This window comes from Streptomyces yongxingensis, from assembly GCF_055597465.1.
The window spans coordinates 4,366,233-4,378,954 of sequence record NZ_CM145717.1 but is presented as its reverse complement, the minus strand read 5'-3'; the positions used below and the strand labels follow the sequence as shown (position 1 = coordinate 4,378,954).

Annotated in this window: 15 protein-coding genes; 5 read left to right on the top strand and 10 right to left on the bottom strand. The window is 71.2% G+C overall.

Annotated elements, in window-relative coordinates; all coding sequences use genetic code 11:
• Positions 1-25: 25 nt before the first annotated feature.
• Positions 26-454 (bottom strand): ATP-binding protein, encoded by a 429-nt coding sequence (locus tag ACZ6TD_RS18385; protein ID WP_471355276.1) that lies wholly within the window; start codon positions 452-454, stop codon positions 26-28.
• Here ACZ6TD_RS18385 and ACZ6TD_RS18380 point away from each other — a divergent pair.
• Positions 360-575 (top strand): DUF397 domain-containing protein, encoded by a 216-nt coding sequence (locus ACZ6TD_RS18380; protein WP_471355274.1) that lies wholly within the window; start codon positions 360-362, stop codon positions 573-575. The two genes, ACZ6TD_RS18385 and ACZ6TD_RS18380, sit on opposite strands and share 95 nt — an antisense overlap.
• 233 nt (positions 576-808) lie before the next feature.
• On the top strand, positions 809-1,330 hold the full coding sequence (locus tag ACZ6TD_RS18375) for a hypothetical protein (RefSeq protein WP_471355272.1): 522 nt from the start codon (positions 809-811) through the stop codon (positions 1,328-1,330).
• Here the strand turns inward: ACZ6TD_RS18375 and ACZ6TD_RS18370 are convergent.
• From ACZ6TD_RS18370 to ACZ6TD_RS18350, 5 genes are read right to left on the bottom strand one after another with little or no spacing between them, the layout of a single operon-like run.
• A complete protein-coding gene (locus tag ACZ6TD_RS18370; protein WP_471355270.1) occupies positions 1,320-2,351 on the bottom strand; it encodes an ABC transporter ATP-binding protein in 1,032 nt (343 codons plus the stop codon). The two genes, ACZ6TD_RS18375 and ACZ6TD_RS18370, sit on opposite strands and share 11 nt — an antisense overlap.
• Positions 2,344-3,441 (bottom strand): ABC transporter ATP-binding protein, encoded by a 1,098-nt coding sequence (locus ACZ6TD_RS18365; RefSeq protein ID WP_471355268.1) that lies wholly within the window; start codon positions 3,439-3,441, stop codon positions 2,344-2,346. The genes ACZ6TD_RS18370 and ACZ6TD_RS18365 overlap by 8 nt, the downstream gene beginning before the upstream one ends.
• Positions 3,442-3,443: 2 nt before the next feature.
• Entirely contained in the window at positions 3,444-4,481 is a 1,038-nt protein-coding gene (locus tag ACZ6TD_RS18360; protein ID WP_471355266.1) for an ABC transporter permease, read from the bottom strand.
• The gene (locus tag ACZ6TD_RS18355; protein WP_471355264.1) at positions 4,474-5,397 is read right to left on the bottom strand and encodes an ABC transporter permease; all 924 of its coding nucleotides are present in this window, start codon (positions 5,395-5,397) and stop codon (positions 4,474-4,476) included. Before ACZ6TD_RS18355 ends, ACZ6TD_RS18360 begins: the two co-directional genes overlap by 8 nt.
• Before the next feature lie 3 nt (positions 5,398-5,400).
• The gene (locus ACZ6TD_RS18350) at positions 5,401-7,101 is read right to left on the bottom strand and encodes a peptide ABC transporter substrate-binding protein (RefSeq protein WP_471355262.1); all 1,701 of its coding nucleotides are present in this window, start codon (positions 7,099-7,101) and stop codon (positions 5,401-5,403) included.
• 156 nt (positions 7,102-7,257) lie between these two features.
• Here ACZ6TD_RS18350 and ACZ6TD_RS18345 point away from each other — a divergent pair, with 156 nt between their 5' ends.
• Positions 7,258-8,382 carry an epoxide hydrolase family protein gene (locus tag ACZ6TD_RS18345; protein WP_471355260.1) on the top strand — a complete coding sequence of 375 codons (1,125 nt, stop codon included), beginning with the start codon at positions 7,258-7,260 and terminating at the stop codon, positions 8,380-8,382.
• A 46-nt stretch (positions 8,383-8,428) separates the two neighbouring features.
• Here ACZ6TD_RS18345 and ACZ6TD_RS18340 read toward each other — a convergent pair whose 3' ends face one another.
• A complete protein-coding gene (locus ACZ6TD_RS18340) occupies positions 8,429-8,995 on the bottom strand; it encodes a TetR/AcrR family transcriptional regulator (protein WP_471355258.1) in 567 nt (188 codons plus the stop codon).
• Positions 8,996-9,105: 110 nt separating this feature from the next.
• On the opposite strand from ACZ6TD_RS18340, the gene ACZ6TD_RS18335 reads away from it, so the two are divergent.
• Positions 9,106-10,119 carry an NADP-dependent oxidoreductase gene (locus tag ACZ6TD_RS18335; RefSeq protein ID WP_471357833.1) on the top strand — a complete coding sequence of 338 codons (1,014 nt, stop codon included), beginning with the start codon at positions 9,106-9,108 and terminating at the stop codon, positions 10,117-10,119.
• 139 nt (positions 10,120-10,258) lie between these two features.
• The gene (locus tag ACZ6TD_RS18330) at positions 10,259-10,456 is read left to right on the top strand and encodes a hypothetical protein (RefSeq protein WP_471355256.1); all 198 of its coding nucleotides are present in this window, start codon (positions 10,259-10,261) and stop codon (positions 10,454-10,456) included.
• An 18-nt stretch (positions 10,457-10,474) separates the two neighbouring features.
• Here the strand turns inward: ACZ6TD_RS18330 and ACZ6TD_RS18325 are convergent, their stop codons facing one another.
• From ACZ6TD_RS18325 to ACZ6TD_RS18315, 3 genes are all read right to left on the bottom strand, one after another.
• Positions 10,475-10,876 carry a PIN domain-containing protein gene (locus ACZ6TD_RS18325; protein WP_471355254.1) on the bottom strand — a complete coding sequence of 134 codons (402 nt, stop codon included), beginning with the start codon at positions 10,874-10,876 and terminating at the stop codon, positions 10,475-10,477.
• 26 nt (positions 10,877-10,902) lie between these two features.
• Complete coding sequence (locus tag ACZ6TD_RS18320; RefSeq protein ID WP_471355252.1) at positions 10,903-11,178, bottom strand: hypothetical protein; 276 nt, start codon at positions 11,176-11,178, stop codon at positions 10,903-10,905.
• A 170-nt stretch (positions 11,179-11,348) separates the two neighbouring features.
• Positions 11,349-12,668: a cytochrome P450 gene (locus ACZ6TD_RS18315; RefSeq protein WP_471355250.1), complete on the bottom strand. Its 1,320-nt coding sequence runs from the start codon at positions 12,666-12,668 to the stop codon at positions 11,349-11,351.
• Positions 12,669-12,722 lie beyond the last annotated feature (54 nt).

Sequence of the window (12,722 nt, the reverse complement as noted above, 5' to 3'; positions counted from 1 at the left end):
CGGTCCGAGCGGCCCTCGTCGTCGTTCAGGAGGCGGCGGCCGGCGGGGTCAGGGTGAACCATACGGCCTTGCCGGTGACGCCCGCGTCCTTGTCGGTGTAGTCGTGCACGCCCCAGGTGTCGGAGCACGATTCGACGAGCGTGAGCCCGCGGCCGCTCTCGTCCCCGGCGTCCGCCGCCACGGGCTGCGGCAGCCCGCAGCCGGAGTCCCATACGGTGACCCGGAAGTCGGACGGCGTCGGCTCCCAGTCCATGCTGACGTACGCGTCGGTGGTGGTGTTCCGGTACGCGTTGGTGACCAGCTCCGACACGAGCAGCTCGGCCGTGTCCACGATGCAGTCGAGCCGCGCCGCCCTGAGGATGTGCCGCATGTCTTCGCTTCCGTGGCGGAAGTCCAGCTTCAGCACGGGCGACGCCCCCAACTGCGTCGAACTCGCCGCCGACTTCGTCGGCACCCCGCACCTCCGCGAGAGTGACGACCCGGAGGTCGTCATATCCACAACTCCCGCCGCGCTCCGCGCGTTTCTGCGGGCCGCGAAGGCGGGGGTATTCGACCGCCCTTCCCAAAGTACTTGATCTGGCGCAACTAATTTGTCAAACGTTTTCGAGAGGGGTACCCCCCCCGGCAAATCTGGAGCCGGTCCGGCGGTCCGGCGACGGCCTCGGCCTCCGAGCGTGGGCGCCGCCACCGACGGGCACCCCCGCCAGCCGGCGCCCGGCGACGGCGCCTGGCCCCCCACCCCCCGACCCATGCTCAAATGTGCCGAAGGCGCGAGACGGCGCCGCGCCGTACCTCGTAGGGTCGTGGCATGACTGCCCCTCACCCATCGGACTATCAGGCGTACTACACCCGCACACCGTTCCAGCTCTTCTCGGGCTTCGGCTGGAAGCGGCTGGTGGCGTTCCGGGCCGATGAGGCGGGCGTCACCCTGGGGGGCGCCGCATTGCGATACCGCCGGTTCTTGGCCGTCGTGCCGTGGCGGGACGTCGAAGCCGTCGTGGTGTGGGCCAGGAAAGACCCCGGGGAAAAGCCGGTGCAGTACATAGGTCTGAAGCTGCGGCCGGGCGTTCCCGCCCCTCCCGGCCCCAACCGGAAGCTCACCCCGCAGTTCGCCGCGAGTTTCGCACCGCACCTCGAGTACGAGGTCGTCAGGAACAGCCGGCGCATCATGCTCTGGAAGGTCGACCAGGCCCGGCTCTCCGCCGCCGTGCAGGCGTTCGCGCCCGACGTGCGGCTGCGTGTCCACCCGGTGCACGAGGCGCGGCCCCAGGGGCGGGGCACGGGGGTAGGGCACGGGTCCGGTGCGAGCGTCTTCGACATCATGCCCTGACCTCCGCGCGCTCCTCCGCGAAGTGGCACGCCGAGGGGTGGGCCGTCGCCCCTGGCAGGCCCGGCGGGACCGTCAGCGTCGGTGCTTCCACCGCGCAGCGGTCCTGGGCCTTCCAGCAGCGGGTGCGGAAGCGGCAGCCGGAGGGTGGGTTGGCGGGGGAGGGGACGTCGCCCGTCAGCAGAATGCGGGTCGGGCGGGTGCGCGGCTCCGGGTCCGGGACCGGGACGGCCGACAGCAGGGCCTGGGTGTAGGGGTGCGTGGGGTGGTCGTAGATCTCCCGGCCTGTGCCCGTCTCGGCGAAGCGGCCCAGGTACATCACGGCGACCCGGTCGGAGATATGTCGGACCACCGACAGGTCGTGGGCGATGAAGATGTAGGACAGGTTGAACTCGTCCTGTAGGGCCTCCATCAGGTTGACCACCTGTGCCTGGACGGAGACGTCCAGCGCCGAGACCGGTTCGTCCGCGACGATGATCTCCGGTCGTAGCGCCAGACCCCGGGCGATGCCGATGCGCTGGCGCTGGCCGCCGGAGAACTGGTGGGGGTAGCGGTTGATGTGCTCGGGGTTGAGGCCCACGACGTCCAGGAGTTCCTGGACCTTGCGGCGGCGGTCGCCCTTCGGGGCCGCCTCGGGGTGGATCTCGAAGGGTTCGCCGACGATGTCGCCCACGGTCATGCGGGGGTTGAGCGAGGTGTACGGGTCCTGGAAGACCATCTGGATGTTGCGGCGGACGGCCCGCAGCGCCCGGCCCGACAGCCGGGCGATGTCCTCGCCCCGGTAGTGGATCGCCCCGGCGGTCGGCCGTTCCAGGCTGACCAGCAGCTTGGCGACGGTGGACTTGCCGCAGCCGGACTCGCCGACGATGCCGAGCGTCTCCCCGCGCCGCAGGGTGAAGGAGACCGTGTCGACCGCCCGGACCGCGCCGATCCGCCGCTTCACCAGCACCCCCCGCGTCAGCGGATAGTGCTTGGCGAGATCGCGGACCTCGAGGACCGGCTCGGCGGTCCGGATCTCAGACATTGACGGCGGCGGGGGCATCGAGTTCGTCCTTCCAGAAGTGGCAGGCGCTGGTCCGCCCGCCGGACGCGGGGGCCGCCGGCGCCTCGGACGCGGGAGCCGCGCCGAACGCACCGGATACGGCAGACGCACCGGACACACCGGGCATGGCGCCCGCCGCCGTCACCTCGTACAGCGGTGGCCGTTCGACGCGGCAGACCTCCTGGGCACGCGGGCAGCGGGGGTGGAAGGGGCAGCCGGGGGGCAGGGCGAGCGGGCTGGGCGGCGCGCCCTTGATCGCGTAGAGCCGCTCGCCCCGATGGTCCACGCGCGGCACGGAGTCCAGCAGGCCACGGGTGTACGGGTGGGCGGGGCGGCGGTAGAGGTCGCGCACCGGAGCGGTCTCCACGATCCGGCCCGCGTACATCACGGCGATGGTGTCGGCCACGTCCGCGACCACGCCCAGGTCATGGGTGATGAGGACCAGCCCCATGGCGTATTCGCGGCGCAACTCCGCGAGTAGGTCCATGACCTGCGCCTGGACCGTGACGTCCAGGGCCGTGGTCGGTTCGTCGGCGATGATCAGTTCCGGCTCCAGCGCCATCGCCATGGCGATCATGATGCGCTGGCGCATCCCGCCGGAGAACTGGTGCGGATAGTCTCCGGCCCGCTGCGTCGCCGCCGGGATGCGGACCCGGTCCATCAGCTCGACCGCCCGCCGCCGGGCGTCCTTGCGGGACATCCCGCGGTGCACCTCGTACATCTCGGCGAGCTGGGCGCCCACGGGAAGCACCGGGTTGAGGGCGGAGAGCGCGTCCTGGAAGATCATCGCCATCGCGGCGCCCCGGATCCGGCGGCGCTCCTCCGCGCCCATCGTCAGCAGGTCCCGCCCCCGGAACAGCACTTGGCCGCCGGTGATCCGGCCGGGCGGGGAGTCGAGGATGCCCATGATCGCCTGGGCGGTCACCGACTTGCCGGAGCCCGACTCGCCCAGCACGGCCAGCGTCCGACCGGCGTCGGCGGCGTACGAGACACCGCCGACGGCCTCGGCGATCCCGTCCCGGGTGCGGAATTCCACGCGCAGGTCCCGTACGTCCAGCAGGCGGGCGGCCATGGCTAGCGCAGCTTCGGGTCGAGGGCGTCGCGCACCGCGTCGCCGAGCATGATGAACGCGAGCACCGTGATGGACAGCGCCCCGGCCGGCCACAGCAGCATGTGCGGGGCGTTGCGGATCTGGGTCGCGGCCGAGGAGATGTCGATCCCCCAGGAGACGGTGGGCGGCTTGAGCCCCACGCCGAGGAACGACAGCGTGGCCTCCAGCGAGATGTACGTGCCCAGCGCGATGGTCGCGACGACGATCACGGGGGCCACGGCGTTGGGCGCGATATGGCGCAGCAGCGTCCGGCCGCTGCTCGCGCCGAGCACCCGTGCCGCCTGGACGTAGTCGTGCTCCTTGACGGTCACCACCGAGCCGCGCGCGATCCGGGAGATCTGCGGCCAGCCCAGCAGCACGATGAAGCCCACCACCGGCCAGACCGAGCCGCTGGTGACCACCGACAGGAAGACCAGCCCGCCCAGCAGGATCGGGATGCCGAAGAAGACATCGGCGATCCGCGAGAGCAGTGCGTCCCACCAGCCGCCGAAGTACCCGGCGAGCCCGCCCAGGACGCTGCCCAGCAGCGCCGCGCCGAGGGTGGCGCAGATGCCGACGGTGATGGAGGCGCGGGCGCCGTAGACCGTGCGGGTGTAGACATCGCGGCCCTGGAGGTCGTAGCCGAAGGGGTGGCCGGGGGCCGGGCCGTCCTGCGCCTTGGCCAGGTCGCCGTGGTACGGGTTGCCGCTCGCGATGAGCTGCGGCCAGATCGCGATCACGACGAGGAAGAGGATGATCAGCCCGGAGACGACGAAGACCGGATTGCGGCGCAGATCGTGCCAGGCGTCGGTCCACAGCCCCCGCCCGGTGGGCGCGGCCGGTCCGCCGGAGCGGCGGCCGGGCTCCCCGCGCCAGGGGAGCGGGAGGCGCCAGGGGCCGCGCCGTGGCCCGCCCTTCAGGGCCTGGGGGCCGGAGGCGGGGAGGTCCATCGGACCGCCGCCGCTGCCGGCCGGTGCGATCGCCTCGGTCATGTCGTAGCGCGTGTCAAAGGGCTCAGGCATACCGGATCCTCGGGTCGAGCACGGCGTAGAGGAGGTCGACGAGCAGATTGGCGAGCAGGAAGACGATCACCAGGATGGTCACGAAGCCGACGACGGTCGGCGAGTTCTGGCGCAGGATGCCCTGGTAGAGCTGGTAGCCCACGCCGTGGATGTTGAAGATCCGCTCGGTGACGATGGCCCCGCCCATGAGCGCGCCGATGTCCGTGCCGATGAAGGTCACCACCGGGATGAGTGAATTGCGCAGCAGATGGCGGGTGACGATCCGGTGGCGCGGCAGCCCCTTGGCGACGGCGGTGCGGACGTAGTCGGCGCGGGCGTTCTCCACGATGGAGGTACGGGTGAGACGGCTGGTGTACGCGAGCGACACCAGCCCCAGCACCACCCCGGGCAGCAGCAGTTCGGTCAGCGGCGCCTCCGGCGAGACCGACGGCCTGACCCAGCCCCAGCTCACGCCGAACAGATACTGCAGCACCGTGCCGCTGACGAAGGTCGGGACGGAGACCACGACCAGGGTGAGCAGCAGCACCGAGGTGTCCAGACCCCGGCCCCGGCGCAGTCCGCTGAGGACGCCCAGGGTGATGCCCAGCGCCATCTCGAAGGCGACCGCCACGAGGGTGAGCCGGAGGGTGACCGGGAACGCGCTCGCCATCAGCTCGGTCACCGGCTGCCCGTTGAAGGCCGTACCGAAGTGCCCGCTGAAGATCTGCCCCATGTAGTGCGCGTACTGCCGCCACAGCGGCTCATCCAGAGAGAGGTCCTGACGGATCCGGGCGGCGGTGGCGGGGTCGGGGGCCTTGTCGCCGAAGAGGGCGGCCACCGGGTCGCCGAGCGCGTACACCATGAAGAAGATCAGGAAGGTGGAGCCGATGAAGACCGGGATCATCTGCAGCAGCCGCCGCAGCGTATAACGGCCCATGGCTCAGCCGACCCTGATCCGCGAGTAGACCGGCACGCTGAACTGATTGAGCGCCACCTCGCTGAGCCGCCGCGAATAGCCCGCGCTGCCGTTCTGGTACCACAGCGGAATGGCGGGCATCCGCTCGGCGAGGATCTTCTCCGCGTCCCGGAATCCGGCGATGGCCCGGCCGTCGGCGGAGGCGGCGTTGGCCTGGTTGACCAGCCGGTCGAAGCCGGTGTCGCTGAAGTGGCCGTCGTTGGAGGAGGCGCCGGTGTAGTACAGCGGCTGGAGGAAGTTCTGGATCAGCGGATAGTCCATCTGCCAGCCGGCCCGGAACGGCCCGGTCATCTTCTTCCCCGCCATCTTGTTGCGGTAGTCGGCGAAGGTGCCGACCGGTTTGCCGACACAGGCCCGGTCGTTCCGCAGCACCGTGTTGACGCTGTTGCAGACCGCGTCCACCCAGTCCTTGTGGGAGCCGGTGTCGGCGTTGTACGTGATCGTCATCCGGCCGCCGGGCAGCCCGCCGCCCGCCGTGATCAGCTTGCGCGCCCGGACCGGGTCGTAGCGGCAGGCGTCCCCGCACAGCCCCGGCTGATAGCCGCCCTGGCGGCGCAGCACCGGCGAGGTCCAGTCGGTCGCGGGGGTGCGGGTGCCCTGGAAGATCCGCTCGGTGATCTGCGCGCGGTTGATCGCCATCGAGATGCCCCGGCGTACCTTGGCCCTGGCGGGGCCGCTCCAGGCGCGGTCGTACATCGGGAAGGTGAGGGTCTGGATGATCCCGGCGGGCTGGTTGATGTAGCGGTTGCCGAGATCGGAGCGGACGAACTTGAGCTGTTGCGCCGGGACATCGTCGACCAGATCGAGATTGCCCGCCTGGAGATCGGTGTAGGCGGTGTTGCTATCGGTGTAGACGCGCAGGTCGACGCCTTTGTTACGGGCCTTGTCCGGGCCGGGGTAGCCGTCCCAGGCCCGCAGCTTCATCACCGAGCCCTTGGTGTACGACCGCACCTGGTACGGGCCGTTGCCGATGGGCTTCCTCAGCCAGCCGGCGTGGTCCTCGAAGAACGCCCGGGGCAGCGGCACATAGGCGTTGTAGCCGAGCGTCTTGGGCCAGGTGGAGAACTTCTGGGTGAGCCGGACGGTGAAGGTCCGGTCGTTCCTGACCCGCAGCCCGGAGAGGGTCTTGGCGGTGGGGGCGCCGCCGGAGGCGGGGTGGACCTTGTCGTAGCCCTCGATGTACTCGAAGAAGTAGGCGTTGCGCTGCTTGTGGTCGATCCGGGCGCCGTAGTTCCAGGCGTTCACGAAGGACGCGGCGGTGACCTTCTCCCCGTTGGCGAACCGCCGGCCCTTCTTGAGGGTGATGGTGTAGTTGCGCTGGTCGGAGCTCTCGATCCGCTCCGCGAGCGCGTTCTTGGCCTCGCCGGTCCTCGGGTCGTAGCGCTTGAGCCCCCGGAAGATCATGTCGAGGACCTTGCCGCCCTGGACGTCATTGGTGTTGGCGGGCTCCAGCGGATTGGGGGGATCGCCCCAGGAGGAGCGGATGACACCGGCGTCGGCGCCGCCGTCCCCGCCGCCGCAGGCCGTCACGGTGGTCGCGGCCGTAACGATCAAGACGACGGCGGACACGGAATACCGGGCGCGCACGGAATGCCGGGCGCCCAGGGAAGGCCGGGCGCCCAGGGAAGGCCGGGCACGCAGGGAATACGGGGCTCCGCGACGCATGGCGCCTCCCGACGATCCGGTCCAAGATCGGCCTCAGACCCATCTGACATCCGCTGGGGCGACGGCGCACGTCGATGACCGCTGTCCGGGGTGGCGCCGTCGTCCGCCGGGCGTCGCGGACACTCCCCGTCCGCGACGGCGCCTACCGTGCGGCCCATGGAGATCCGTCCGTTCCGCATCGCCGTCCCCGAAGCCGACCTCGACGATCTGCGCCGACGCCTGGAACGCACCCGCTGGCCGGAGCGGCTCCCGGGCGCCGGCTGGTCCGACGGAGCGGCGCTCGACCATGTCCGCGAGCTGGCCGCGTACTGGGCCGCCGGGTTCGACTGGCGGGCGCGAGAGGCGCGGCTGAACGCGTTCCCGCAGTTCACGACCGAGATCGACGGGCAGCGGGTGCACTTCCTCCAGGTCCGCTCGCCCGAGCCGGATGCCCTGCCGCTGCTGATCACCCATGGCTGGCCCGGTTCGGTCGCGGAGTTCACCGAGGTCATCGGCCCGCTGACGGATCCGCGCGGGCACGGCGGCGACCCGGCCGACGCCTTCCACGTCGTGATCCCGTCCCTCCCCGGCTTCGCCTTCTCCGCCCCGCCGCGCGAGCCCGGCTGGGGCATCCGCCGCATCGCCACCGCGTGGACGAAGCTGATGCGGCGCCTGGGGTACGAGCGCTACGGCACACAGGGCGGCGACTTCGGCTCGCTGATCTCCCCCGAGGTGGCCCGGGTGGAGCCGTCCCGGGTCGTCGGCGTCCACGTCAACGCCCTGGTGACCGCGGGGTCGGCCGATCCGGCTGACCCGGAGGAGCTGACCCCGGCCGAGCGCTCACGCCTCACCGGGCTCGAACGCTGGCACCGCGAGCTCTCCGGCTACGCCGCCGTCCAGGGCACCCGCCCCCAGACCCTGTCCTACGGCCTCGCCGACTCGCCCGTCGGCCAACTGGCCTGGAACGTGGACTGGTTCGCCGCCCACGGCGACAAGCCCGAGGCCCTCGACCGTGACGCGGTCCTGACGAACGTCTCCCTGTACTGGTTCACCAACACGGCGGGCCCCTCCGCCCGCCTCTACAAGGAGGCCGCCTCGGCCTGGGGCGCACCCCCCGAACGCTCCGGGGTCCCCACCGGCGTCGCGGTCTTCGCGGGCGACACCGCGATCCGCCGCCTCGCCGAGCCATGGCATGCGATCACCCACTGGTCGGAGTTCGCGGCGGGCGGCCACTTCGCGGCGATGGAGGTCCCGGAGCTGCTGGTGGGCGACGTACGGACGTTCTTCCGCGACCTGCGCTGACCGCGGCGATAACGATCGAGGTCGGCCCGCGCACTGATCCCATCCGCTACTCGGGTCCGCTGGAACGGGGCTGCGTCAGGATCGCGCTCGCGACCACATCGAAGAGGTGATCGGCGCGTGACGCGAGCGAGGGTTGGTCGCCGAGCCATGCGAGCGCCGCGATCAGCGCGAAGAGATCGGTGCCATCAATGTCCGTCCGCGCCGCGCCCGCGGCCTGGGCACGCGTGAGGAGCCGCGTGCCGGCCGCGCGCAGGGTGACGCACGAAGCGTGGAGTGCGGATTCGGTGTCCTCGATGGCGGCCGCCATCAGCACGGTCACGCCCCGGTACTCGGTTGTCCACGCGACGCAGCCGCGTAGCCACGACACCAGCGCGTCTTCGGGCGAGCTCGACGTTTCGAGCTCGTCCGCCCTTGCCGTCAGCTCGTCGAAGCTCGTGTGGAGCAGGGCCTCGAGCAGCGCCTCGCGCGTCGGAAAGTGGCGGAGCAGCGTCGCGAGCCCCACGTCGGCCTTGCGTGCGATGTCGCGCAGCGACGCGTCGACGCCTTGCTCGGCGATGACGGCGCCCGCGACGGCGAGCAGGTGGTCACGGTTCTTCCTGGCGTCGGCCCGCATCTGCCCCTCTTGACTATCCGGACCAGTGGTCCATATATTCGGATCAGTGGTCCGGATATATGGACCGCTGATCCGATAAGCGTATCCCCTGGCAGGGGCAGGAGAAAATGATGCCGACACACACGATGAGGGCGATCCGGCTGCACGAGTTCGGCGGCCCCGAGGTGCTGCGCTATGAGGAGGCGCCGGTTCCAGAACCGGGGCCGGGCGAGGTGCTCGTCCGCGTGCACGCGGTCGGCATCAACCCTCCCGACTGGTACGCACGCGAGGGAATGCCCAACGTACCTCCCGAGCTCAAGCCCCCGTTCCATCTCCCCCTGATTCCGGGGACCGACGTCTCGGGCGTCGTGGAAGCCGTCGCCGCCGACGTCAACGGCTTCGCGGCCGGAGACGAGGTGGTCGGCCTGCTGCGCTTCCCCACCGCTCTCCAGGGCAGCGCGTACGCCGAGTACGTCACCACGCCGGCGTCCGACCTCGCCCGCAAGCCGGCTGCCGTCGACCATGTGCACGCCGCCGGTCTGCCCATGTCGGGGCTGACGGCGTGGCAGTTCCTGATCGAGCTCGGGCACGACCATCCCTCGCCGTTCCAAGAGGCCCGGCACCGCCCGATGGCACTCGACAGCGGGACCACGGTGCTCATCAACGGCGCCGCCGGCGGCGTGGGGCACCTCGCACTCCAGTTGGCCAAGTGGAAGGGAGCCCGCGTCATCGCCGTGGCCTCGGGCGCCCACGAGACGTTCCTGCGCGAACTCGGCGCCGACGAGTTCATCGACTACACCAAGGACCGGCCCGAGGACGTCGCCCGTGACGTCGATCTCGTCCTGGACACCGTCGGAGGTCCCCACAGCAGGCGCTTCCTGCGCACCCTCAAGCGCGGCGGGTCCCTGTACCCGGTGTACTTCGGCGAGTTCGACGACGAGGAGAACGCGAAGCTGGGCGTCACGGTCACCGCCACCCAGGTCCGCTCGAGCGGCGCGCAACTCGCCGAACTGGGACTCCTGCTCGACGCCGGCACGGTTCGCGTCGCGGTGGACAGCACGTTCCCGCTCGCGGATGCCCGAGCGGCGCACGAACGCGCCTCCCGAGGGCATATCCAAGGCAAGATCGTGCTCACGGTCGCTTAGGAACGGCTTACGAACGGCTGAGGAACGAGCCGTTCGCACGCGCGGCGGAGGCGGAGGCGTCGCTCCTCGGGAGGGGTCCCGGGCGGTCCAGCGGATGATGGGCCGCCCGTAGCCGAGGTGACCGTAAGGAAGTGCCGCCATGACCCCCGTGCAAGTCGACTGGCTGTCCATCGTGCTCGGCCCCCTCGCCCTCATCGCGCTGGCGTTCGCCTTCTCCACCCAGCGTTCGGCGGTCAAGAAGGGCGAATCCATGCCCGGCTGGGGCAAGGCCGTACAGGGCGTGGGGATCGCCTGTGTGCTGTTCGTGGCCCTGTCCAACATGATGTGGGGTACGTGAGGTCGTGGCAGCCGGCCGTCAGACCTGCCGCACGGCCACCCGCTTGCCCCGGCCGCCGAGCCGGTCGAGCAAATGCCCGATGTCGTCGGGGTCGGAGGTGGCGATCGTCGCCTCCTGCCGCGCGGCGAGCACCGCGACGGCTCCGTCCACCGGGTCGGACGTTCCCGCACGGGCCAGCAATTCCCCGATCTCCCAGGCCGCTGTCTCGTCCATGGCCACCACATCGCACCCCTTGAGCAAGTGCGCCAGGCGCGCCTGCCGCGCTCCGTCCCGCCACACCTGGGCGATCACGGCCGCGGGCACCAGGGGCACACCGCCCGCTGTGAGATAGGCCCGGTGCGCCCTCCAGACCTTGGTCTGGGAACGCTCGGCAGCCATCAACATCCCCGCGTCATAGACGACAGGACGCAGTACGGTCATCCGCTGTCCCCCCGGCACGTGTGCGGTCAAGCCGCGTGATCGTCAGCGCCGGAGCTGCCGTTCGCTACTGGCCTCGTGACCGTGTCCATGAAGTCATCCACCCACGCCTGTTCCTCCGGCGTGGGTGGGCCGATCTCCGCCAGCACCTCTTCCGCCGCGATCAGCCCTGCCTCGATCTTGGCCGCGCGCTCGGCCGCGCGCGAGAGCCAGGCCGAGACGCTCATGCCCTCGCGGTCCGCCGCCTCCCTGGCGGCGCTCAGGGTCTCGCTCGGGATCGTGATCGTGACACGTTCGAGGCTCATACCGGCGATCATACGGGCGGCTGCCCATTCCGGACGCCCGCTGAGGGGCGGTTCATCCGAACGGGGGACGGGCAGACGGCCGCTCCCACGGCCGTCCACGGCCCCGTCCCGTCCCAGCCCCGCCCCCCGTCCCGGAGCGCTGACGGGCCGCGGGCCCGGCGCGGCCGGGGTCACCAGGGGCGCGGGATCACCTCGACGCCGACCGGCTGGAGGGCGAGGGCCGGGCGGGGGTGGACGCGGTCCGGGGTGGCCAGCTCCAGCCGGAAGCGGCGCCAGATGTCGGCCACCAGGTGGACGGTCTCGGTGGTGGCCACGGCGGCTCCCACACAGACGCGGGGGCCGAGCCCGAAGGGGAAGTACGAGCCGCGGGGCACCGAGGAGGGGCCGCCGCCCAGCCAGCGCTCGGGGCGGAACGCCTCGGCCTCCTCCCAGAAGCGCGGATCGCGGTGGGCCACCCACTGGCTGACGGTGACGGTGGTCCCGGCGGGGATGAGATAGCCGCCGAAGTCGAGGTCCTCCCGCGCGTCCCGGCTGGTCAGCCAGACCGGAGAGTAGAGGCGCAGCGCCTCGCGGACGACGGCGTGGGTGTAGGGCAGGGCCTCCATCCGGGAGAGCCCGGCGGGGGCGGTGGCGAAGGCGGCATCGGCCTCGGCCCGCACCCGCTCGGCGATCCGGGGGTGCCGGGCCAGCAGGAAGCTCGTCCAGACCACCGCGTCATTGGTGGTCTCGAAGCCCGCCATGATCAAGGTGGCCAGTTCGTCCCGGAGTTCCTCCGGTGAGGGGGCGGGGGTGCCGTGGACGAGGGCGTGCAACACGGGGGCGCGCTCCGGGTCGTTCGCGGCGGGGGAGGCGGCCAGGGCGTGCAGGGTGCGGTCGATGCGGGCCATCGAGCGGCGGATGCGCAGCTTGCGCGGGGTCGGCACCCACTCGGGCAGCAGGACCGGTGAGGTCGACAGGTCCATGATGGGCGCCACCAGCCGGGCCACTTCGGCGGTGTCCCGATCGCTGAACTCGTCCCCGAACATGAGCTGGGTGACCAGCCGCAGGGTTACGACCGCGATGTCGTCCTGGAGCGTACGGGGTTGGCCGGGGAGCCAGGTGCGCAGCAGCTTCTCGCCCTGGGCGTCGACGATCTCGGCCGCCCTGGTGGACAGCGACCGTCCGAACGCCGGTTGCAGCCGGTGCCGTTTGGCCTTCCACCGGTCGCCGTCGCTGTTCATGGTGGAGTGCGGGAAGCCCTGCCGCCGCGAGCCGCGCCGGGTGTCCGCGCTGGCCTTGGAGAACAGGGAGTCCCGGTCGACCAGCATCTTCTCCATGTCGCCGGGGTCGGTCAGCAGCACGTTGTTCTCGCCGAGCCGTACCACGTCGCCGTAGCGGCGCGAACAGTCGGTCAGGAAGCCCAGCGGATCGGAGGAGAAGGCGTGCAGATTGCCGAGGTACTTGTCCCCGGAGGGGCCCGGCAGGTCGGTGCGGTACGGAGCGGCGGTCATGGACGTCCCCTCGGATCGTGGCCGACGGCGGTGGCCGCGGCATCGCCGCCGCGG

Coding starts and splice junctions, on each gene's coding strand:
- ACZ6TD_RS18380 (WP_471355274.1), top strand. CDS start 360: ATGTGCCGCATGTCTTCGCTTCCGTGGCGGAAGTCCAGCTTCAGCACG.
- ACZ6TD_RS18375 (WP_471355272.1), top strand. CDS start 809: ATGACTGCCCCTCACCCATCGGACTATCAGGCGTACTACACCCGCACA.
- ACZ6TD_RS18370 (WP_471355270.1), bottom strand. CDS start 2,351: ATGTCTGAGATCCGGACCGCCGAGCCGGTCCTCGAGGTCCGCGATCTC.
- ACZ6TD_RS18365 (WP_471355268.1), bottom strand. CDS start 3,441: ATGGCCGCCCGCCTGCTGGACGTACGGGACCTGCGCGTGGAATTCCGC.
- ACZ6TD_RS18360 (WP_471355266.1), bottom strand. CDS start 4,481: ATGCCTGAGCCCTTTGACACGCGCTACGACATGACCGAGGCGATCGCA.
- ACZ6TD_RS18355 (WP_471355264.1), bottom strand. CDS start 5,397: ATGGGCCGTTATACGCTGCGGCGGCTGCTGCAGATGATCCCGGTCTTC.
- ACZ6TD_RS18350 (WP_471355262.1), bottom strand. CDS start 7,101: ATGCGTCGCGGAGCCCCGTATTCCCTGCGTGCCCGGCCTTCCCTGGGC.
- ACZ6TD_RS18345 (WP_471355260.1), top strand. CDS start 7,258: ATGGAGATCCGTCCGTTCCGCATCGCCGTCCCCGAAGCCGACCTCGAC.
- ACZ6TD_RS18340 (WP_471355258.1), bottom strand. CDS start 8,995: ATGCGGGCCGACGCCAGGAAGAACCGTGACCACCTGCTCGCCGTCGCG.
- ACZ6TD_RS18335 (WP_471357833.1), top strand. CDS start 9,106: ATGCCGACACACACGATGAGGGCGATCCGGCTGCACGAGTTCGGCGGC.
- ACZ6TD_RS18330 (WP_471355256.1), top strand. CDS start 10,259: ATGACCCCCGTGCAAGTCGACTGGCTGTCCATCGTGCTCGGCCCCCTC.
- ACZ6TD_RS18325 (WP_471355254.1), bottom strand. CDS start 10,876: ATGACCGTACTGCGTCCTGTCGTCTATGACGCGGGGATGTTGATGGCT.
- ACZ6TD_RS18320 (WP_471355252.1), bottom strand. CDS start 11,178: ATGAGCCTCGAACGTGTCACGATCACGATCCCGAGCGAGACCCTGAGC.
- ACZ6TD_RS18315 (WP_471355250.1), bottom strand. CDS start 12,668: ATGACCGCCGCTCCGTACCGCACCGACCTGCCGGGCCCCTCCGGGGAC.